The sequence below is a fragment of the Caulobacter sp. genome (genome assembly GCF_035254145.1).
Classification (GTDB): domain Bacteria; phylum Pseudomonadota; class Alphaproteobacteria; order Caulobacterales; family Caulobacteraceae; genus Caulobacter.
Genome location: NZ_DATFAV010000140.1, coordinates 1 through 20,589 on the forward strand (window position 1 = coordinate 1; position 20,589 = coordinate 20,589).

Consider the following 20,589-nt stretch of genomic DNA (forward strand, 5'->3'; position numbering starts at 1 on the left):
ATCCCCGCCAGCCGGCCGCGGATGATGTCTTCGGCCTCGGAGACGATGCGGTCGACCAGGTCCTGGACCGAGGGGATATCGTGGATCAGGCCCTGGACCATGCCGGCGCTCCAGATCCCGTGGTCGACGTCGCCGCTCTCCAGGCCCTCGCGGCCGCGCACGCCCTTCACCAGGTCGGCGACGTCCTCGAACTTGGCGCCGCCGGCCCGCTCGATGGCGACGACCTGCTGGCTGATGGCGTTCTTGGCGACGCGGGCGGTGTTGTGCAGGGTGCGGAAGATCAGGTCGGTGCCGCGCTCGTCGTTGTCGACCATGGCCTGCTTGAAGTTCTCGTGGATCGGCGCTTCCTTCGTCGCGCAGAAGCGGGTGCCCATGTTGACGCCGTCGGCGCCGAGGGCCAGGGCCGCCACCAGGCCGCGCGCGTCGCCAAAACCGCCCGAGGCGATCATCGGGATCTTCACCTTGTCGGCGGCGGCCGGGATCAGCACCAGGCCGGGGATGTCGTCCTCGCCCGGGTGACCGGCGCACTCGAAGCCGTCGATGCTGATGGCGTCGACACCCATCCGCTCGGCCGACAGGGCGTGGCGGACGGCGGTGCACTTGTGGATCACCTTCACCCCGTGGGCCTTGAAGTGGTCGACGTGCTCCTGGGGCTTGTAGCCGGCGGTCTCGACGATCTTGATCCCGCTCTCGATGATCGCCGCCCGGTACTCGGCGTAGGGCGGCGGGGTCATGGCCGGCAGGATGGTCAGGTTCACCCCGAACGGCTTGTCGGTCATCTCGCGGGTGCGGGCGATCTCCTTGGAGAGGGCCTCGGGGGTCGGCTGGGTCAGGGCGGTCAGGAAGCCCAGCGCCCCGGCGTTGGCCACGGCGCCCACGAGCTCGGCCTTGCCGACCCACTGCATGCCGCCCTGGGCGATCGGGTGCTCGACGCCGAACAGCTCGGTGAAACGGGTCTTGATGGCCATGGCGCGTTCGTCTCCCTCTGGTTTTGCGGAGACTATGCGGAGGCGGCCGTAAGGTCAGGCAAGAGCAGATCCTCCCCCGCGTGCGGGGGAGCCTCTAGCGGAGCCGGCGATAGGCCTCCAGCGCGTCGGCGCGGCGGGCGGTATGGTCCAGCATGCAGCCGTTGGCCTCGATGCGGGCCAGGGTCCCCCAGTCCTGGTCGTAGAGGCTGGCGCAGTCGGCGTCGCGGAAGGCGATCCAGGCGCGCTGGGCCTTCTTGAGGGCCGCCTTCTGGCGCGGCTGGTCCAGGCGCTGGAGCGCCTCGCGGTAGGCGCGGTTGAGGCGGGCGTCCTGAACCTTCAGCTCGGCGGCGGCGCACTCGATCATGCCGACGGTGCTCTGGCCCGACGGCGCGGCCAGGCACCGATCATAGGCGGGGCCATACTTCGGCTCGGCCGCATGGCTCGCGGCGGGCGCGGCCAAGAGGACCAGGGACAAAAGGGCGGAAACGAGACGCATCGGATACTCCGGCTTGGTCGCCCCCGACCTGGTGGATGTCTACTGCAGCCCCGCCCGGCCGATCGCGTAGAAGCGGTCGGCGCGCTGCTTGCGCAGCTGCTCGGCGCTCATCTGGGCCATGGCCTTCAGCTCTTCCTCGACCGCGTCGCCGACGGCTTGGATCGCCGCGTCCTGGTTCGAGTGGGCGCCGCCCGCCGGCTCGTCGACGATGCGGTCGACGATGCCCAGCTTGATCAGGTCCTGGGCGGTGATGCGCATCTGGGTGGCCGCGTCCTTGGCCCGGGCGCCGTCGCGCCACAGAATCGAGGCCGCGCCTTCCGGCGAGATCACCGAATAGATCGAGTGCTCCAGGATCAGCACGCGGTTGGCGCCGGCCAGGGCGATGGCCCCGCCGCTGCCGCCCTCGCCGACGATCGTGGCGACCATCGGCACGCCCAGGGTCAGGCAGCGCTCGGTCGAGCGGGCGATGGCCTCGGCCTGGCCGCGCTCCTCGGCGCCGAGGCCCGGATAGGCGCCGGCGGTGTCGACGAAGGTGATGACCGGCAGGGAAAAGCGCTCCGCCATGTCCATCAGGCGGACGGCCTTGCGGTAGCCCTCGGGGCGAGCCATGCCGAAGTTGTGCTTCAGGCGCGTGGTGGTGTCGTGGCCCTTCTCATGGCCCATGACCACGACCGGCTGGCCGCGGAAGCGGCCGAGGCCCCCGACGATGGCCTGGTCGTCGGCGAACTTGCGATCGCCGCGCAGCTCGACGAACTCGTCGATCAGGCCCGCGACATAATCGCGCAGGTGGGGCCGCTCGGGATGGCGGGCGACCATGGTCTTCTGCCAGGCGTCGAGGTTGGCGTAGGCCTCCTGGCGCAGGGTCTGGGCGCGATCGCGCAGGGCCTGGATCTCGAGGTCGAACGCGCCCGGGCCAGCGGTTTCGGAGAGCTTGGACAGCTCCTCGATTTTGCTTTCCAGGTCAGCGATTGGCCGTTCGAAATCGAGATAATGGGCCGCCATGGACTCTTAACGTCGCCGTGGATGAAAGGGTGCGAACCTAGTGGCGGAATCCCCCGAGGGAAAGAGGCGAGATTCCGGCGAGGAACCGCCCCGCCAGCGCCTCGTTCTATCCACAAGATCGATCCCCAGGTGAGTCTCGATTCAGGACTCTCCTAGTCTGGTGAATCGCGACATAGAGTCCTATGTTGTTTTTGTAGCAGGTCGCGGAAGCCGACCTGCGCCCCGCGGCCCCCGCCATCGAATATGCGCGGCCCCGCCTGATGAGAGCGCACAGTTCCCATGCAGGTGTTCACTTTCTTCTGTGTCGAGTCCGACGGCTCGGTCCCTCGCTTCGACGTCACGCCCTGCGCGGACGAGCAGGCGGCGCGCGCGCGCGCGTTCGAACTGCTCGACATGCATCACCGCTGTGACTTCGTGGAAGTCTGGTGCGGCTCGCAGCGCGCCTTCGACGTCAATCCGCTGCGCGCGGTGGCCGCCTGAGATAATTCCCCACGCGATGAATTGTTGCGCCGCAACCTGAGCGCGCCTAGGCTGCGCTTCCGGATGGAGCCTAAAACGGGCTCCGACGACCGGGGAGCCGCCGCTTCATGGACATTGTCCTCTCCGACACTGGCCTCTCCGACGCTGGCCTTTCCGATGCTGGCCTTTCCGCGCCGCTTGTTCCTCCCGCTCCGAAAATCCATCCCCGCCCCCTCGGCGGCTCGCCCCTCGGCGACCTGCGCATCGCCTGGGAGATGGGCCGCAACCTGATCGGGGCCTGGGCCGAGGACGATTTCGAAAACCTGGTCACGCCCTACCGCTTCATGGGCCAGCCCGGCCTGGTGGTCAGCGACCCCGCCGGCGTGCGCCAGGTGCTGGCCTCGCCGAACTTCCGTCGCTCGGTGAAGCTGGGCCGGCCGCTGAAGCCGCTGGTCGGAGATGGCCTGCTGCTGACCGAGGGCGAGATCTGGCGACGCCAGCGCAAGAGCCTGGCCCCCGTCTTCACGCCAGCGGCGATCGGCGGCCTGGTCCCGCACTTCGTCGCCGCCGGCGCCGATCTCGTCCAGCGGCTGGAGGGTCACGACCGCGCCAACCTCTCCGAAGCCTTCCACCACGCCGCGCTCGACGCGGTGCTGCGCGCGCTGTTCTCGCGGCGGGCCGACCGCGAGGGCGCGACCTTGGCCGCCATCGCCCGGCGCTACCTGGAGGGACCCGCGCACTTTCGCCTGCTGGACTTCGTCGCCAGGGGCGTCGACGACCTGAGCTTCGCGGACGGCGACCGGCGGCGGCTGGGCAAGCAGTGGCTGGCGGCGGTCGACGCGCTGATCGCCGAGCGCCGCGCGGCCCCGCATCCGGAAGGCCGCGACCTCCTGGATCGACTGCTGGCCGCTCGCGACGAGGACGGCGCGCCCCTGCCCGACCAGGAGATCCGCGACCAGTGCAGCTCGATGCTGGCCGCCGGCTTCGAGACCACCTCGCGCCTGCTGTTCTGGGCCGCCTATCTGCTGGCCCTGGATCCGGCGACGCAGGGCCGGGTCCGGGCCGAGATCCAGGCCTTTCCGGCCGAGCGCGTGAACAGTCTCGATGATCTAAAGGCCTGGCCGCTGCTGCGCTCGGTGCTGTTCGAGACCCTGCGGCTCTACCCCGCCGCGCCGGCGCTCGGCCGCCAGGCCCTGGCCGACGACACGGTGCTGGGCCATCCGATCCCGGCCGGCGGCACGATCACCATCAGCCCGTGGCTGATCCATCGGCACCGCAAGCTGTGGGACGCCCCGACGGCCTTCCGCCCCGAACGGTTCGCCGACCAGGCCCATCCCTGGGGAATCGAGGCCTTCATCCCGTTCGGCGCGGGGCCGCGCGTCTGCATCGGCGCCGGCTTCGCCCTGGCCGAGGCGCAGATCGTGCTGGCCAGCCTCCTGGCGCGCTTCCAGATCGCGATCGGCGACGAGCGGCCCGTGCTGCCCAAGGCCTCGATCACCCTAGGCCCCGATCACGAGCCGGACTTCCTGCTCGCGCCGATCGTTCAAGCGCGGCCTTGAGCGCGGTGGTACGAAGCGCCAGCTTGCGACCACCATCCGAGGAAACCACCCGTCATGACCGAAGCCGTCCCCACCCGCCCGTTCGCCACCGCCACCGACACGGGCAGCGGCGGCCTGCAGACCTTCGTCACGGCGGGGCCTTCGACGATCGTCGCCGACGTCTCGGTGGCGCAAGGCGGCCTGGACCTGGGCCCGGACCCGCACGAGCTGGTCGCCGCGGGCCTGGCGGCCTGCACCAGCATGACCCTGCGCCTCTACGCCAACCGCAAGGGCTGGGAGATCAGCGCCATGCACGTCGAGGTGTTCTCGCACTTCGACGCCGACCAGACCCCGCCCGAGCGCTTCGAGCGGGTGATCAGCATCGAGGGCAATCTCAACGACGAACAGCGCGAGCGCCTGTTCGAGATCGCCGACCGCTGCCCGATCCACAAGCTGCTGACGAATGGAGCGCGGGTGGTGACGACGGTGGGGGGGGGATAGCTGAGCCGCACAATCCTCCCCCTAACGGGGAGGTGTCGACGCGCAGCGGCGACGGAGGGGGGGGGGAAGAGGCAGGCTCAGCAGAACTTCCCCCTCCGGCCCTTTGGGCCACCTCCCCCGCTTGGGGGGAGGATTTTCTATCTAAAGCCCATACAGCTTGGCGTACTCCGCATCCTTGGCCGCGATCTGCTTGGCGCAATCCACCATCACCTTGGCCTGTTTCCAGGTGGCGTCGTCCTGCATCTTGCCGTCGATCATCGCCACGCCGGTACCGTCGGGCATGGCTTCCAGGATCTTCTTGGCGAAGGCGACCTCGTCGGGCGCGGGGCTGAACACCGACTTGGCGATGGCGATCTGGCTGGGGTGCAGGCTCCAGGCGCCGGCGCAGCCCATCAGGAAGGCGTTGCGGAACTGCTGCTCGCAGGCGACCGGATCGTCGATGGCCCCGAACGGACCGTAGAACGGCTTGATCCCGTGGGCGGCGCAGGCGTCGACCATCTTGGCGAAGGTGTAGTGCCAGAGATCCTGCTGCACGGACGCTCGCGGCGAACCGTCCGCATGCGGGTCCTCGATGACGCGATAGCCGGGGTGACCGCCGCCCACGCGGGTGGTCTTCATCGCCCGGCTGGCGGCGAGGTCCGCCGGACCCAGCGAGATCCCCTGCATCCGCGGGCTGGCGGCGGCGATCGCCTCGACGTTCATCACGCCCTCGGCCGTCTCCAGGATGGCGTGCAGCAGGATCGGCCGGGTGACGCCGTGCTTGGCCTCCAGCGAGGCGAGCAGCTGGTCCATGTAGAAGATGTCCCACGGCCCCTCGACCTTGGGGACCATGATCACGTCGATCTTGTCGCCGGCCTTCTCGACGATGGTGGCGATCTCGTCCAGGTGCCAGGGCGAGTTCAGGCAGTTGATGCGGGTCCAGAAGCCGACGCCCAGGGCTTTGAAATCGATGGCGCGAGCCATCTCCACCAGGCCGGCCAGGGCCGCGCCCTTGGCGTCGGCGGGGATGGCGTCCTCGAGGTTGGCCAGGACCACGTCGACGGTCGGCGCGATCTCCGGAACCTTGGCGCGCACCTTGTCCAGGTGCGGCGGCACGAAATGGATCATCCGTTCGACGCGGGCCGGAAGCTCGCGATAGGGCGTCGGCGCGCCAATGGCCAAGGGTTTGAAAAATCCGCGCGGCGTCTTCATGCCGGTCACTCCCCGTTCGCCGCCATCGAAGGACGGTCATTTCGCAATTGCGAAGACCATGCGGCGACGCAGCACGCGCGTCAAGCTTATCGCCGTTCAGTCGGGGACGGCGGCGGCGGCTTGGGCGCCTCCTCCGGATCCTCGCGCTCAAGGTCGGCGGCCGCGTCGTTGCTGGAGACCTGCTGGGCGGCCCTGGCCTTGCGCCGCCGGGCGGCGGGCTCCAGGCGCAGGCTGGTCAAGGCGTCCTCGCCCTCCTCGCCGAACAGGCCGCGGACGCGCACGTCGCGCTGCGGGTAAGGAATCTCGATCCCGGCCCCTCGCAAGGCGTCGTCGATCAGCCAGGTATAGGCCGCGAAGATCGCCGCCGGGCGGCGGACGGCTTCGACGGTGGGCCAGACGATCAGCTCGAACTTCAGCGCGCTTTCGCCATAGCCGACCAGCCAGACCTGGGCCCGGCGCGTGGCGTCGTCGGGCGAGGTGAAAGGAGCGGCCTTGGCCGCCTTCAGCACCGCCTCGCGGACCTTCTGCTTGTCGGTCCCGAAGGCGGTGACGAACGGCACGCGGATTCGGCGGTTGGTGCCACGCAGGGTCCAGTTGATCACCTGATCATTCACCAGCACCGAGTTGGGCACGATGATGTCGGTGCTGTCGTTGGTGCGGATGCGGGTGGCGCGCGCGCCGATCTCGTGGACCACGCCTCGGCCGCCATTGGGCAGTTCGACGAAGTCGCCGACCGCCACCAGCCGCTCGAACACCAGGCTGACGCCCGAGGCGAAGTCCTTGATGATCCCCTGCAGCCCGAGACCGACGCCGACGCCCAGCGCGCCGGCGAACACGGCCAGCGAGGTCAGGTCGACGCCCATGGTCGACAGGCCCGCCATCACCCCGATCACCACAAGGCCGTAGGCGGCGACCTTTTCGACGACGTACAGCGACGCGGCGTTGCCGGCGGCCCGCTCGCGCAGCTTGCGCAGGCCCGTGGAGGTCAGGCGCGCGGCGACGATGGCGACGACGACGATCAGGACGCCGGCCGCCAGCCCGCCCACCGTCACCGACGCCTTGCCCAGCTTCAGGAGTTCGAAGGAATCGAGCGTGCGGAGCGGGTTGCCGGCCATGGGTTCAATTGAGGCGAGGTCGAACGAGGGATCAAGCACAACCTCCATCGCTCATCCCCGCGAAAGCGGGGACCCAAGCTGAGCAGAGAGCCAAGCCTCGCCAGAACACCAAGACGCCCAATGGGTCCCCGCCTTCGCGGGGATGAGCGTTTGTTATTCAGCCTATCTAACCCAGTTCACCGCGATCGCCGGCGTCACCGAGGCCGTCACGTTTCGCCCCGCCGGCACGATCCGCGCGCCGACGATCACCCCGACGCTGGAATTGAAATTGTACTCGACCGCCGGCGCCAGGATCAGCGCCTTGCCGACCGGGTAGCGGCGCTCGAAGTCCGCGCCATTGAGCCGGCCCGTGACCTTGGTCGAGGCGTCTCGCTGCCAGGCGATGTCCATCGCCGCCACCCAACTTCGGGTGAGGCTATATTCGAACGCGGCGTTGACCAGGAGGCTGTCCCCCGGCTGGGCCTTGCCGGAAAAGCCGCTGGCCGTGCCGTAGACGCTGGCCCCGCGCACCTTGGCGTTGTCCGAGCGGGTGTAGGCGACGTTCAGGCGGGTGCGCAGGATCCGGCCGTTCGGGGTCCAGAAGTAGTACTGCGAATTGACGCCCACGGTCGTGGCGAAGGCGCCGCTGCCGAAGCCGTCGTTGGGACGGTCGTCTAGTCGGTCATGACGTCCGATCGGCAGGTTCTCCTGGATCATCAGCGAGAGGGTCGGGACGCGGCCGCCCTCCTTGTACTGGGTCAGGCGGTATTGGGCCTGGGCGGTCAGGTCGCCGATCCCCAGGCCCTGGCTCCAGCGCCCGCCCGCGCGGCGATAGCCAATGTGCGGGATGAAGCCGGCCGTCAGGGTGTCGGTCACCCCGTACAGCAGGTACGAGGACGAGCCGATATTGTCCTCGTCGGGCGCGCTGTGGCGCTTGCCGTCGGCGTCGAAGCGTCCGTAGGGCTTGGCGTCGTAGAGATAGGGCTCCACCAGGATGTGGCCCTGGGGCAGGGTCGAGGCGCCGGAGGCCAGCAGTGGGCCGGTCCACCAAGCCTCGTCCAGGGACTGGCGCTGGATATCGGCCGAGGCGGGCTGGGCGATGGCGAAGAGCGCCGCAACCGTCAGGGCGGCGCGGCGAATGATCGAGCTCAATGGAACCTCCCGGTCGGCGTCTGACGCGCCTTACGTCGCAACCGCTGGCGACACCGCCCGGAACTTGCGGCAGGGAGGTCCTCATTGTGTCAGCAGGCTGTCGTCCTACGAGGGTCGCATTGGCTCAGAACCCCCGCCTTCCTGGGCCTCGCGCCCAGGAAGGCGGGTTATTTTTGGGGGACAATCCCCCTCTCCCACAAGGGGAGAGGGACGCTGCTACCGCCCGACCATCGCCAGGCCGACGGCGGTGTAGCGTTCGCCCTCGACCGCCGTCTCGGGCACGGCCGAGGCGATGCGGGCCAGGTCCTCGGCCGACAGGGCCACATCGACGGCGCCGAGATTCTCCTCGAGGCGCGCGATCTTGGTCGTGCCCGGGATCGGCGCGATCTGCGGCCCCTGATGCAGGATCCAGGCGAGCGCCAGCTGGGCGGGCGTGATCCCCTTCTCGCCGGCGATCCGCGCCAGGGCCTCGACCAGCGACAGGTTCTTGGCCAGCGCCTCCCCCTGGAAGCGGGGCAGGTCCCGGCGGAAGTCGTCGGCGGCCAGGTCGCTCTTCAGGGCGCCGGTCAGGAAGCCGCGGCCCAGCGGGCTGTAGGGCACAAGGCCGATCCCCAGTTCGCGCAGGGTGGGCAGGATCTCGGCCTCCAGCTCGCGGAACCAGAGGGAATACTCGCTCTGCAGCGCCGCCACCGGCTGGACCGCGTGGGCCTTGCGGATCGTCGCCGCCCCGGCTTCGGACAGGCCGAAGTGCTTGACCTTGCCCTCGGCGATCAGGTCCTTGACCGTCCCGGCCACGTCCTCGATCGGCACGTTGGGATCGACGCGGTGCTGGTAGAAGAGGTCGATCACTTCCACGCCCAGGCGCTTTAGCGAAGCCTCGGCCACGGCGCGGATATGCTCGGGCCGGCTATCGGTCCCGCGCATGCGCGAGAAGCCCTCGCCGGTCCCTTCCGGCGCGATGTCGAAGCCGAACTTGGTGGCGATCACGACCTTGTCGCGAAAGGGCTTGAGGCCTTCGCCGACCAGCACCTCGTTGGTGTAGGGACCATAGATCTCGGCGGTGTCGAAGAAGGTCACGCCCAGCTCGACCGCGCGGGCCAGCAGACGATGAGCGTCGGCGGTCTCGAGCGCCGTGCCGTAGACCTGGCCCATGCCCATGCAGCCAAGACCGATGGCCGAGACTTCCAGGCCGTCGCCGAGTTTACGCGTTTTCATGGGATGCTCCTTCGTCCGGATGGCCGGTCCTCGTCGCCGGCGCTCCGCAGATGGGGTCGCCGGGCGCGCGGCCTAGAAACTTCCCCTCGATTTGGAGGATCGTGCAATCTTCCCAGCGCGACAGCCAATCGATGTCCGCTCGGATTTTCTTCGGCGCATGTCGGACCGGCGCTCGCCCGACCGTCCTTGATCTGCAACGCCGGAGGAAACCCCCATGTCCAAGATCACCCCATTCCTGTGGTTCGACACCCAGGCCGAGGAGGCCGCGAGGTTCTACGTCTCGCTCATTCCCAACTCACGGATCGTCAGCGTCAACGGCCTGCCCGTCGACCTGCCGCACACCGGCGCCAAGGCCGGCGACGTGATCACCGTCGCCTTCGAACTGGACGGCCAGCCCTACACCGCCATGAACGGCGGCCCGGGGCATCCCTTCACCGACGCGATCTCCCTGGTGATCGACTGCGACGGCCAGGATGAGGTCGACCGTTACTGGAGCGCCCTGACCGCCAACGGCGGGCAAGAGGTCGCCTGCGGCTGGCTGAAGGACAGGTACGGCCTATCCTGGCAGGTCACGCCCCGCCAACTGATCGAAATGACCACCGGCCCCGACAAGGCCGCCGCCGCCCGGGCGTTCCAGGCGATGATGGGCATGGTGAAGATCGACGTGGCCGGGCTGAAGGCGGCGTACGAGGGGCGGTAGCGCTTTGTTTCAATCCTCCCCCTAGCGGGGGAGGTGGCGCGAAGCGCCGGTGGGGGAAGTGCTTGAGGCCTTGCCTCTTCCCCCTCCGTCGTCTCTTCGAGCCGACACCTCCCCCGCTCGGGGGAGGATTTTCCAGCCTCAAGCCTTCTTCACGAACTCCGTCCGCAGGACGAGGCCCCGGACCTTGTCGACATTGGCCTCGATCTCGTCGGGGTCGCCGGTTAGGCGGATCTTCTTGACCACCGTGCCGCGCTTCAGCGTCACGCCGCCCGAGCCCTTGACCTTCAGATCCTTGATCAGGGTGACGGTGTCGCCGTCGGCGAGCACGGTTCCGTTGGAGTCGCGGGTTTCTTCCGACATGTCGGGCCTTTCCGGATTGGGCGGCCCAGGAGGCAAACCCGTAGATTTCGTATGGACTTTCCTAAGCGGTGGGCCGCCCGCGCGTCAATGCGGCCCCTTCTTTCGTCCCAGCGGGTGCTTGGTCTGAACGATGTGCGCCAGGTGCTCGCCGGCCACGTGGGTGTAGATCTGGGTGGTGGCGATGTCGGCGTGGCCGAGCAGGGTCTGGATGACCCGCAGGTCCGCCCCGCCCTCCAGCAGGTGGGTGGCGAAGGCGTGGCGCAGCACGTGGGGGCTGACCTTCTGACGGTCGATGCCGGCGGCGATGGCCGCGTCCTCCAGCAACTGCCCGACTCGGCGGGCGGTCAGTCGGCCCGAAGCTCCGCGCGACGGAAACAGCCAGGCGCTCTCCTTCACGCCCTTGGGCAGAAAGGCCGGGCGCTCGGTCAGATAGGCCTTCACCGCCGCGCGGGCGGCGTCGTTCAGCGGGGCCAGCCGCTCCTTGCCGCCCTTGCCCTTGACGATCAGATAGGTCGGATCGCGGGCCAGGGCGCTCAGCGGCAGGGCCAGGAGCTCGGAGATCCGCAAGCCCGAGGCGTAGATCAGCTCGATGATGCAGGCCAGGCGCAGGCCCTGGGCGCTGTCCTTTGCAGCCGAGGCCGCGAGCAGGCGCTCGATCTCGTCGCGCTCCAGGACCTTGGGCAGCGGCCGGCCGGCCTTGGGCGCGGCGACGCGGCGGGAGGGATCGTCCGCCCGCCAGCCCTCGCCCAGTACGAAACGATAGAACTGGCGCACGGCCGAGCGACGGCGGGCGGCGGTGGCCGGCGACAGGCCCCGCGCGCCGAGGTCCTGGAAATAGGCCTCGACGATCTCGGCGTCGGCGTCGTCCAGATCGCGCTTCGAGCGGCCGAGGAAGGCGCGGGCGTCCTCCAGGTCCTTGCCATAGGCGGTCAAGGTGTTGCGGGCGGCCGCGCGCTCGACCGCCATCATCTCGAGGAACGCGTCGACCCAGCCGGACGCGGCGACGCTCATTTGACGTAGGCCAGGCCCAGAAGCCCCTCGACCACCACCGCCCGGGCGTCGACGGCGAGGCCGGCGCGGTTCAGGGCCCGCGCGAGGCGGGCTCGGTCGACGGGCGCGGGCCCGCCGGCGCCGGCGTCCAGGGCGATCGACAGGGCCAGCAGGGCCGCCTCGCCCTTGCGCTTGGCGCCGGCGGCGTCTTCCAGAAGTTGGACCCGCGCCGCCGAGGCCGCCGGACGGCCCAGGTCGAAGGCCGCGACCTGAGTCCGGGCGTCGGCGTCCAGGACCCCGCCCAGGCTGGACAGCAGCAGAGTCGCGGCCTGGGCGGGAGATTTGGCGCCGCCCGTCGCGCCCCGCCCCGCCAGATTGTTCAGCACCTGGTTGTCGACCTTGCCCGAGCCGGCGCCGATCAGGGCGTCGAGAATGGCCAGATCCGTGGCGGTCGCGCCGGGGATCACGTCCTGGGTCAGGCGGCCGCGAATGGTCTGGGCGCTCTCGACGTCGCCCGCCGCCACCGCCGCGCGAGCCAGCAGCACCGGATCCTGCAGCGGCCCGCCGGCCCTGGCCAGGGCCGCGATCGACGGCGCCGCGGCGCGAGCGGCCTCAACGAAGGCCGGCACGGTCTTGGCCTGGCGCAGGAAGGCCAGATCCGAGGCCTCGGCGGCGGTCAGGTCGCGGCTCGCCGAGACCTCGGCCGGCTCGCTGGCGGTCGGGGCGACCACGGGCTTGAGGGCCGGCGAGGCCGAAGCCAGGGCGGCGGCGGACTGGACGTCTAGGTTCAGTCGGCGCGACAGGGCGTAGTTGACGCCGGTCCGCAAGCTGGCCGCGCCGGGCGGACTTCCGGTCAGGGCCGCGCTCATCAGTCGGGCGTAGTCGACATCCGCCGCCTGCTTGGCGGGCTGCGGCTGGGCCAGCTGGAAGGTCAGCTGGGCGGCGTCGGCCTGGCCGGCCTTGAGCTGGCAGAAGGCGCGCAGGCGCAGCCAGTAGGCCGCGCCGCGATCGACGGTCAGGGCCTCCTCGATCCGGCAGGCCTTGTCGTCGTTCCCGGTGATCAGGGCCGCCTCGGCGCTCGCCATCGACAGCGCCGCGCTGCCGGGTCCGCCGGTCGCGCGGTCGAGAATCGCGTCGGCGCCCTTGGCTTCGCCCAGGGCGATCAGGGCAAGCCCCCGGGCCCCGCCCATCTCGACGTCGTCGCCGACGCCGGCCGGGCCGTTGGCGCCGGTCGAAAGCACGCGCCGCGCCAGATTGGCGAAGGCCGGCGACAGCGGCCTGGGTCCGGCCAGACGGGGCAGGATATCGCGCATCAGCCCCGGCGCGGTGTCCTTCCACAGGTCGGCGGGCAGGCCGGTGTCGGCCACCGCGCCGGAGAAGTAGTCCGGCGCCGCCAGTGTCTTGACCTTGACCTCCTCCTGCGCGCCGGCGGCCGGGGCGAGCAGGACGAGGGCGCTGGCCACGAACAGGGCGCTGGAGAGCGCCAGCGGGCGCGAAGAACGCATCGGCAGGATCATGGACCGGTTATGACGCATGACGAGGCTCTCGCAAACTTGGGCTTTGGCCAAGCCTCGTGTAAACCCGCGACCGCATCATGACCGAGCCCGTTCATCCTCCCGAAGACAAGGCGCCTTCGCGGCTCAAGCCCGAAGACCTGGCGCCGCTGCGCCAGAAGACCATCGTGCTGGTCGGGCTGATGGGCGTGGGCAAGTCCAGCGTCGGCCGGCGACTGGCCGCGGCCCTCGACCTGCCCTTCCGTGACGCCGACAACGAGGTCGAGGCCGCCGCCGGCCGGTCGATCTCGGAGATCTTCGCCGAGCTGGGCGAGGCGGCCTTCCGCGACGGCGAACGCCGGGTGATCGCCCGCCTGCTGGAGGATCCGCCGCATGTGCTGGCCACCGGCGGCGGCGCCTTCGTCAATCCCGAGACCCGCGCCCTGATCAACGACAAGGCCCTGTCGGTCTGGCTGAAGGCCGATGTCGAGCTGCTGGCCCGCCGCGTCTCGCGCAAGGACAACCGCCCGCTACTGAAGGGCAAGGACCCGGTGGCCGTGCTGACCGAACTGGCCAAGGCCCGAAACCCCGCCTACGCGGAGGCCCAGGTTCACGTCCAGACCGGCGACACGCCGCATGGGGTGGCGGTCGACGCCATCCTGACCGCCCTGCGCGAACGTCTTGGCCAAGGAGACGCCAACCCATGATCCGCACCGTCCCTGTCGGCCTGGAAGATCGCGCCTATGACGTCGTGATCGGCCCCGGCCTGATCGACCGGGCCGGCGAGCGGGTCGCGGCGGTCCTTGGCAAGAGCGGGCTGGGCAAGCGCAAGCGCGTGGCCATCGTCACCGATTCCAGCGTCGGCGAGCACCACGGCGAGCGGCTGTCGGTGTCGCTGGAAAAGGCCGGGATCGCGGTCGACGTCATCACCATCCCGCCCGGCGAGGAGAGCAAGAGCTTCGAAGGCCTGGCCGACCTCTCCGACCGCCTGCTGGCCCTGCAGCTGGAGCGCGGCGACCAGATCGTGGCGTTCGGCGGCGGCGTTGTCGGCGACCTCGCGGGCTTCGCCGCGGCGATCTACAAGCGCGGGATCGACTTCGTGCAGGTCCCCACCACCCTGCTGGCCCAGGTCGACAGCTCGGTCGGCGGCAAGACGGCGATCGACACACCGCGCGGAAAGAACCTGATCGGCGCCTTTCACCAGCCGCGCCTCGTGCTGGCCGACCTCGACGTCCTGGCCACCCTGCCGGCCCGCGAAATGGCCTGCGGCTACGCCGAGATCGTCAAGTACGGCCTGCTGGGCGACTTCGCCTTCTTCGAGTGGCTGGAGAAGAACGTCCACGCCGTGCTCGAGCGTGACGTCCAGGCCCTGCTGCACGCCGTCGGCCGCTCCGTGGAGATGAAGGCCGAAATCGTCGCCGAGGACGAGAAGGAGGCGGGCCGCCGCGCGCTCCTGAACCTTGGCCACACCTTCGGCCACGCGATCGAGGCCGAGATGGGCTTTGGCGAGGCGCTCAAGCACGGCGAAGCGGTCGGCGTCGGCATGGCGCAGGCGTTCCGGTTCTCGGCCAAGCTCGGCCTCTGCTCCAGCCAGGACGCCGTCCGCGCCACGGCCGCCATCAAGGCCGCCGGCCTGCCGACCACCTTGGCCGACGTGCGGCCCGAGCCGTTCGGCGCCGACGCCCTGGTCGCCCATTGCGGCCAGGACAAGAAGGCCGAGGGCGGCAAGCTGACCTTCGTGCTGGTGCGGGGGATCGGCGACGCCTTCGTGGCCAAGGACGTGGACCGCGCGACGCTGAAGACGTTCCTGCTCGAGGAAGGGGCGGTCTAGGAGATCCTCCCCCGTTCCACGGGGGAGGTGGCCCAAAGGGCCGGAGGGGGCCGACACGGCCAACCTCCAGCTTGCCCCCTCGTCGGCTCCGCCGACACCTCCCCCGTGACGCAGGGGAGGATTTATCGCCGCCTCTTCAGCGCCAGGGCCACGCCCGCGATCAGGAAATAGAAGGCCCCGAAACCGGCGTACGGCGCGATCTCGACGGCCGTGGGCGGGTGGCCGCCGCCGCTGATCGAGCGGGCGATCATGAAAGCGCCGGCCAGCATCGACTGGGCCCCGCTCAGCACCATGGCCCACTGGGCGCCGACCGCGCGCCAGCGGCGAACGCCGGCGATCAGCTGCAGCAGGCCCGAAAAGAGCGCCCAGACGCCGAACACGGTCAAGACGCGCGGCGGAGCCGCCTGCAGCGCCAGCAGCACGACGCCGGCGACCGCCAGGCTGACCACCACGTTGAAGGTCTGGGGCGGGTTGGCCGCGAAGCCGCCGTTGGCGCGGGCGTCCAGGGCGTTGGCCAGGGCGTCCCAGGCCGGATAGGCGACCAGCAGCACGCCGGCGGCCAGCGGATTGCCCGCCCCCACCGCAACGGCGGCGAGGATCCAGGCGACGGACACGGCGGCCCGCAGGAAGTAGTAGCGCTTGAGCGCGTTGGCGTCGTCGGCTTGGGCCAAGGCGGCCTCCTGATGCGAGGTGAATTACATGCCGGAACATTATATGTCGCGACATATAATTTGACTTACCCGAGACGGCGCCGGCGAGTCCAGCCGATATTTGTCGCGACATATATTTTCGTTATAGGTAGCCGCGATCAGGAGCCCGTCGTGTCCGACTACATGCCCACGCTCGACCAGCAGCTTTGCTTCTCGCTGTACGGCGCCAGCATGGCGATAAACCGCGCCTACAAGCCGCTGCTGGACGCCCTGGAGATCACCTATCCGCAGTACCTCGTGCTCAGCGCCCTGTGGGAGGTCGACGGCCTGTCGATCGGCGCGATCGCCGAGCGGCTGGGCCTGGACTCCAGCAACGTCACGCCGCTGGTCAAGCGGATGGAGGGGGCGGGCCTGCTCAGCCGCGTCCGCAATCCCGCCGACGAGCGTCAGGTGGTGGTCAGCCTGACCGACGCCGGCCGCGACATGCAGGCGCGCAGCACCTGCCTGGGCCAGACCCTGTTCGCCGCCGGCGGCATGAGCGTCGAGCGCCTGGTGCAGCTGAACAAGGACGTCCAGGCGTTTCGGGACTCGGTCGCGCGCTTTGTCAGCGACGCGCCCAGGCAGTAGGAAACACCATGTTCACCGCCCTGCTGGGCCTCGCGCCCATCGTCGTCGCCCTGCTGACCCTGTCGGCGCTGTTCTCAGCGGCCGAGACGTCGATGACGGGGGCCAGTCGCGCCCGGATGCATCAGCTGGAGCGCGAGGGCGACGCGCCGGCGCGGCGGGTCAACAAGCTGTTGTCCGACCAGGAGACGATGATCGGGGCCGTCCTGCTGGGCAACAACCTGATCAACATCCTGGCCTCTGCCCTGGCGACCCAGGTGCTGACCACCCTGATCCCGGGTCCCTGGGGCGTGGCGGTGGCGACGGCGGTGATGACCGTGCTGGTCCTGGTCTTCGCCGAGGTGCTGCCCAAGACCGTCGCCATCGTGCGCTCCGACGACGTGGCGCGGACCCTGTCCGGCCCGACCCTGCTGGTGGTGCGGCTGTTCGGCCCGATCATCTACGTGATCCAGTGGATCGTGCGCCGCGCCCTGCGGGTGTTCGGCGTCAAGCTGGACATGGCCGTCGACGTGCTGGCCGCCCACGAGGAGATCCGCGGCGCGGTCGACTACCACCATTCCGAGGGCCTGGTCGAAAGCGGCGACCGGCGCATGCTGGGCGGGGTGCTGGATCTTTCGGACATGGACGTGTCGGAGATCATGGTCCACCGCAAGTCGATGGTGCTGCTGGACGCCGGCCTGCCCGCCCGCGAGCTGGTGCAGGAGGTGCTGGAGGCCCAGCACACCCGCATCCCGCTCTATCGCGACGAACCCGACAATATCGTCGGCGTGCTGCACGCCCGCGACCTCTTGAAGGCCCTGGCCGAATCCCCGACCGGCGTCGAGGGCTTGGAGATCGCCGGCATCGTGCGCGAGCCGTGGTTCATTCCCGACACCACCAAGCTCAAGGACCAGTTGAACGCCTTCCTCAAGCGCAAGAACCACTTCGCCCTGGTCGTCGACGAGTACGGCGCCCTGCAGGGGCTGGTGACCCTGGAGGACATCCTCGAGGAGATCGTCGGCGAGATCGAGGACGAGCACGACACCACGCTGAACGGCGTGCGCCGCCAGACCGACGGCTCGGTCAATGTCGACGGCCACGTGACGGTGCGCGACCTGAACCGCGCCATGGACTGGCGCCTGCCGGAGGGCGAGGCGGTGACCATCGCCGGCCTAGTGATCCACGAAGCGCAGATGATCCCCGAGCCCGGCCAAACCTTCATCTTCCACCGCCATCGCTTCCAGGTCCTGCGCCGGCAACGCAACCAGATCACCGCCTTGCGGATCAGCGCGCGGCTGGACGAGGGCGACAGTCTCTGAACAGATCATCGACCTAAACGCGGAACCGGATCGTCGCCGGCGCGTTTTGCGCCATTGCTGGTCAGGGGCGGCCAGGCTGGAGGGGCGTGTTGGTCAGCGTGGTTCAGACCGAAGTTCGCGACGGTTCCGAAGCGGATCTGCGCGTCCGTTTGGCGCGGGCGGAAGCGGCGCTCGCCGAGGAAATCCGCAAGTCCGAAACCCTGGCGCGCGTCACCGAGGCCGTCGCCTCCAGTGTCGATGTCGACACCTGCGTGCGGGCGGTGACCGACGGCGCCCGGGAGATCATCGGCGCGGCCTACGGCGCTTTTTTCCACAATGTGGTCGGCGAGGATGGCGAATCCTACAGCCTGTCCCGCCTGTCGGGCGCGCCCGCCGAAGCGTTCAGCAATTTTCCGACGCCTCGCAAGACCGAGGTCTTCGCCCCCACCTTCGAAGGCCTGGGCGTGGTGCGTTCGGACGATATCACCCTGGATCCGCGCTATGGCCGCAACGCCCCCTGGCGCGGCATGCCCGAGGGGCACCTGCCGGTGCGCAGCTACATGGCCATACCGGTGATAGGCCGGCGCGGCGCGGTGCTGGGCGGCCTGTTCTTCGGCCATCCAGAACCCGGACGCTTCTCCGCCCGCGACGAGGCCCTCCTGGTCGGGGTCGGCGCCCAGGTGGCCGTCACCCTGGAGTCGATCCAGGTCAACGCCGCCGCGCTCGAGGAGCTGGACCAGCGCCGCCGCGCCGAGGAGCGCCTGAAGTTCGCGCTCGATTCCGGCCGCATGGGGTCGTGGGACCTGGACGTGGCCACCCGCGCCTACGAAGCCTCGGACCTGTGCAAGGCCAATTATGGCCGTCGCCCCGATCAGACCTTCACCTTCGCGGACCTGGTCGCCACGATCCATCCCGACGACCGGCCCCGGATCATGGCCGCGATCGAGGGGGCGATCCGCGACGGCGCCGACTACGACGTCGAATACCGCGTCGTCCTGCCCAGCGGCGACCTGCGCTGGCTGCACGCGCGGGGGCGCGCGGCCCAGACGGCCGACGACGGCGGCGCCCGGCGGTTGGCCGGCGTGTCGCTGGACATCACCGAGCGCAAGCGGGCCGAGGAGCGGCAAAAGCTGCTGGTCAACGAGCTGAACCATCGGGTCAAGAACAGCCTGGCCACCGTGCAGTCGATCGCGGCCCAGACCCTGCGGTCGGTCACCTCGCCGGCGTTCTTCCGCGAGGCCTTCGAATCGCGCCTGATCGCCCTGTCGCAGACACACGACCTGCTGACCCGCGAGAGCTGGGAAGGCGCCAGTCTGCGCGAAGTGTTCGACGCCGAGCTGCACGCCATGGCCGGCGAGGACCGCGTGACGTTCGACTATTCGTCCGATCTGCGCCTGAACCCCAAGGCCGCCGTGGCCCTGGGCATGGGGATCCACGAACTGGCGACCAACGCCGTCAAGTACGGCGCCTTCTCGGTTCCGGACGGCCGGGTGTCCGTCGCCTGGACGCTGGAGCCAGACCTGCTGCGCCTGAGCTGGACCGAACGCGACGGCCCGCCGGTGACGCCGCCCGACCACCGCGGCTTCGGCGCGCGCCTACTTGAACGCGGCCTCGCGGCCGAGCTATCCGGCGCGGTCGAGCTGACCTATGATGCTGCTGGACTCGTCTGCCACATGGCGTTGCCGCTGCGCGCGCTGGAGCCCTGAGATATGAAGACTCTTTCGTCCCTGAAGGTGCTGGTCGTCGAAGACGAGGCCCTGGTTTCGATGCTTGTCGAGGACATGCTCACCGATCTGGGGTGCACGGTCGTCGGCCCGGCGGCCGAGATCGAGGAAGCCTTGCGCCTGGCCAACGCGGCCGACATCGACGCGGCGCTTCTGGACGTGAACCTGGGCGGTCGGCCGATCTTTCCCGTGGCCGATACGCTGAAAGCCCGCGGCGTGCCCTTCGCCTTCGCCAGCGGCTATGGCGAGGCTGGCCTCAGCGAGGACCACAGGGGCGCGGCCGTGTTGCAAAAGCCCTTCCGCGAAGCCGACCTGCGTCGCGTCCTGGAAGGCCTGGTCGGCCAGACGGCCTGACAAAACGGACTGACGGGCGCCGAGGCGCTAGGCGCCGGCTGTCTGGGTTTCAAGCGTCCGCCCGTCGATCATGGCGGGGATGAGGCTCCGGGCCCGCCGTCCAAAACGGGCCTTTTCGGCCATTTTTCCCCTTAGAGGCGATTGAGCCAAGCGACCGCCGGCTCGCCAAGGGCATGTTTTGCCCCTCACGGACCTATGCTTGCGAGTCCAATTCACTCCAACACGGCAAGAATTTTCCAATATTGACGATGCGGCGTCGAAATTGTGACTTTTTAGTAACGAAGCGTCCACAACCCGACCCAATTTGGCCATGATCGCTTCTAGCGCGGCCGAAAGCCGATAACGTCCCCGGCGAGGAATGGCCCTCTTTGCTCCCGCGCGCGGCTGGCGTGTCGGGCGCGTGTACTTTTGAGGACAACGAAGATATGGCGTTGAAAACCAAGGTTCTCCTGGCGACGACGATGCTGGGAAGCCTCGCGGCTTTCGCTCCGACGGTGACCCTGGCGCAAACCGCGCCGGCCGCCGCGCAGGACGCGACTTCCGTCGAGGAAGTCGTGGTCACCGGCTCGCGCATTCGCCGCGACCCGACCAATTCTCCGACCCCGCTGATCCAGGTCAGCCGCGACGACGTCGTGGCCACCGGTCAAGCCAGCGTCATCGACGTTCTGGCCGACATCCCGGCCCTGTCGGGCTCGCAGGTGCCGGAAGACACCACCGGTTCGGGCCTGAATGACGGCGGCCTGTCGGTGCTGAACCTGCGTGACCTGGGCGCCAGCCGCACGCTGACCCTGGTCGACGGTCGCCGCCACGTGGGCTCGAACGGCGCCGGCCTGCAGGTCGACATCGACACCATCCCGCGCCTGCTGATCCAGAACGTCGAAGTGATCACCGGTTCGAACTCGGCCCTCTATGGCGCCGACGCCGTGTCGGGCGTGGTCAACTTCGTGCTGCGCAAGGACTTCGAAGGCCT

The 20,589-nt window shown here is 69.4% G+C and carries 22 protein-coding genes; 11 read left to right on the forward strand and 11 right to left on the reverse strand.

Going from position 1 to position 20,589, the window contains the following annotated elements; translation table 11 throughout:
• The 3 genes from VJ655_RS08385 to VJ655_RS08395 form a co-directional block, all read right to left on the reverse strand.
• The coding region (locus VJ655_RS08385; RefSeq protein WP_324110612.1) for a nitronate monooxygenase family protein at nucleotides 1–968 on the reverse strand (968 nt) is incomplete at its 3' end.
• 94 nt (nucleotides 969–1,062) lie between these two features.
• Nucleotides 1,063–1,464 (reverse strand): lysozyme inhibitor LprI family protein, encoded by a 402-nt coding sequence (locus tag VJ655_RS08390; protein ID WP_324110613.1) that lies wholly within the window; start codon nucleotides 1,462–1,464, stop codon nucleotides 1,063–1,065.
• Between the two features lie 39 nt (nucleotides 1,465–1,503).
• Nucleotides 1,504–2,466 (reverse strand): acetyl-CoA carboxylase carboxyltransferase subunit alpha, encoded by a 963-nt coding sequence (locus VJ655_RS08395; RefSeq protein WP_324110614.1) that lies wholly within the window; start codon nucleotides 2,464–2,466, stop codon nucleotides 1,504–1,506.
• A 279-nt stretch (nucleotides 2,467–2,745) separates the two neighbouring features.
• Here VJ655_RS08395 and VJ655_RS08400 point away from each other — a divergent pair, with 279 nt between their 5' ends.
• The 3 genes from VJ655_RS08400 to VJ655_RS08410 all read left to right on the forward strand — a co-directional run bounded on the left by VJ655_RS08400 (nucleotide 2,746) and on the right by VJ655_RS08410 (nucleotide 4,964).
• Nucleotides 2,746–2,946, forward strand: a complete 201-nt coding sequence (locus VJ655_RS08400; protein WP_324110615.1) for a hypothetical protein — start codon at nucleotides 2,746–2,748, stop codon at nucleotides 2,944–2,946.
• A 107-nt stretch (nucleotides 2,947–3,053) separates the two neighbouring features.
• Complete coding sequence (locus VJ655_RS08405) at nucleotides 3,054–4,484, forward strand: cytochrome P450 (protein ID WP_324110616.1); 1,431 nt, start codon at nucleotides 3,054–3,056, stop codon at nucleotides 4,482–4,484.
• A 54-nt stretch (nucleotides 4,485–4,538) separates the two neighbouring features.
• Entirely contained in the window at nucleotides 4,539–4,964 is a 426-nt protein-coding gene (locus VJ655_RS08410) for an OsmC family protein (protein WP_324110617.1), read from the forward strand.
• A 141-nt stretch (nucleotides 4,965–5,105) separates the two neighbouring features.
• Here the strand turns inward: VJ655_RS08410 and VJ655_RS08415 are convergent, their stop codons facing one another.
• From VJ655_RS08415 to VJ655_RS08430, 4 genes are all read right to left on the reverse strand, one after another.
• A complete protein-coding gene (locus VJ655_RS08415; protein WP_324110618.1) occupies nucleotides 5,106–6,164 on the reverse strand; it encodes a CoA ester lyase in 1,059 nt (352 codons plus the stop codon).
• Nucleotides 6,165–6,241: 77 nt separating this feature from the next.
• Nucleotides 6,242–7,270: a mechanosensitive ion channel family protein gene (locus tag VJ655_RS08420; RefSeq protein WP_324110619.1), complete on the reverse strand. Its 1,029-nt coding sequence runs from the start codon at nucleotides 7,268–7,270 to the stop codon at nucleotides 6,242–6,244.
• Between the two features lie 162 nt (nucleotides 7,271–7,432).
• Complete coding sequence (locus VJ655_RS08425; protein WP_324110620.1) at nucleotides 7,433–8,401, reverse strand: transporter; 969 nt, start codon at nucleotides 8,399–8,401, stop codon at nucleotides 7,433–7,435.
• A gap of 216 nt (nucleotides 8,402–8,617) precedes the next feature.
• Nucleotides 8,618–9,616 (reverse strand): aldo/keto reductase, encoded by a 999-nt coding sequence (locus VJ655_RS08430; protein WP_324110621.1) that lies wholly within the window; start codon nucleotides 9,614–9,616, stop codon nucleotides 8,618–8,620.
• A gap of 214 nt (nucleotides 9,617–9,830) precedes the next feature.
• On the opposite strand from VJ655_RS08430, the gene VJ655_RS08435 reads away from it, so the two are divergent.
• Nucleotides 9,831–10,316, forward strand: a complete 486-nt coding sequence (locus VJ655_RS08435) for a VOC family protein (RefSeq protein ID WP_324110622.1) — start codon at nucleotides 9,831–9,833, stop codon at nucleotides 10,314–10,316.
• A 138-nt stretch (nucleotides 10,317–10,454) separates the two neighbouring features.
• Here the strand turns inward: VJ655_RS08435 and VJ655_RS08440 are convergent, their stop codons facing one another.
• The 3 genes from VJ655_RS08440 to VJ655_RS08450 form a co-directional block, all read right to left on the reverse strand.
• Complete coding sequence (locus VJ655_RS08440) at nucleotides 10,455–10,676, reverse strand: alkylphosphonate utilization protein (protein WP_324110623.1); 222 nt, start codon at nucleotides 10,674–10,676, stop codon at nucleotides 10,455–10,457.
• An 84-nt stretch (nucleotides 10,677–10,760) separates the two neighbouring features.
• Nucleotides 10,761–11,687, reverse strand: a complete 927-nt coding sequence (locus VJ655_RS08445; protein WP_324110624.1) for a tyrosine recombinase — start codon at nucleotides 11,685–11,687, stop codon at nucleotides 10,761–10,763.
• On the reverse strand, nucleotides 11,684–13,171 hold the full coding sequence (locus VJ655_RS08450; RefSeq protein WP_324110625.1) for a hypothetical protein: 1,488 nt from the start codon (nucleotides 13,169–13,171) through the stop codon (nucleotides 11,684–11,686). Before VJ655_RS08450 ends, VJ655_RS08445 begins: the two co-directional genes overlap by 4 nt.
• 89 nt (nucleotides 13,172–13,260) lie before the next feature.
• Here VJ655_RS08450 and VJ655_RS08455 point away from each other — a divergent pair, with 89 nt between their 5' ends.
• Entirely contained in the window at nucleotides 13,261–13,866 is a 606-nt protein-coding gene (locus tag VJ655_RS08455; protein ID WP_324110626.1) for a shikimate kinase, read from the forward strand.
• A complete protein-coding gene (gene aroB, locus VJ655_RS08460) occupies nucleotides 13,863–14,990 on the forward strand; it encodes a 3-dehydroquinate synthase (RefSeq protein WP_324110627.1) in 1,128 nt (375 codons plus the stop codon). Before VJ655_RS08455 ends, aroB begins: the two co-directional genes overlap by 4 nt.
• Nucleotides 14,991–15,112: 122 nt before the next feature.
• Here the strand turns inward: aroB and VJ655_RS08465 are convergent, their stop codons facing one another.
• Nucleotides 15,113–15,661: a DUF308 domain-containing protein gene (locus VJ655_RS08465; protein ID WP_324110628.1), complete on the reverse strand. Its 549-nt coding sequence runs from the start codon at nucleotides 15,659–15,661 to the stop codon at nucleotides 15,113–15,115.
• Nucleotides 15,662–15,811: 150 nt separating this feature from the next.
• Here VJ655_RS08465 and VJ655_RS08470 point away from each other — a divergent pair, with 150 nt between their 5' ends.
• The 5 genes from VJ655_RS08470 to VJ655_RS08490 form a co-directional block, all read left to right on the forward strand.
• Entirely contained in the window at nucleotides 15,812–16,267 is a 456-nt protein-coding gene (locus tag VJ655_RS08470) for a MarR family transcriptional regulator (protein WP_324110629.1), read from the forward strand.
• Nucleotides 16,268–16,275: 8 nt separating this feature from the next.
• Nucleotides 16,276–17,562, forward strand: coding sequence for an HlyC/CorC family transporter (locus VJ655_RS08475; protein WP_324110630.1), 1,287 nt, complete (start codon nucleotides 16,276–16,278; stop codon nucleotides 17,560–17,562).
• A 98-nt stretch (nucleotides 17,563–17,660) separates the two neighbouring features.
• On the forward strand, nucleotides 17,661–19,247 hold the full coding sequence (locus tag VJ655_RS08480; RefSeq protein WP_414646961.1) for an HWE histidine kinase domain-containing protein: 1,587 nt from the start codon (nucleotides 17,661–17,663) through the stop codon (nucleotides 19,245–19,247).
• A 3-nt stretch (nucleotides 19,248–19,250) separates the two neighbouring features.
• Nucleotides 19,251–19,619, forward strand: coding sequence for a response regulator (locus VJ655_RS08485; protein WP_324110632.1), 369 nt, complete (start codon nucleotides 19,251–19,253; stop codon nucleotides 19,617–19,619).
• Between the two features lie 425 nt (nucleotides 19,620–20,044).
• Nucleotides 20,045–20,589: TonB-dependent receptor plug domain-containing protein (locus VJ655_RS08490; protein ID WP_324110633.1), on the forward strand; the 545-nt coding region annotated here is incomplete at its 3' end.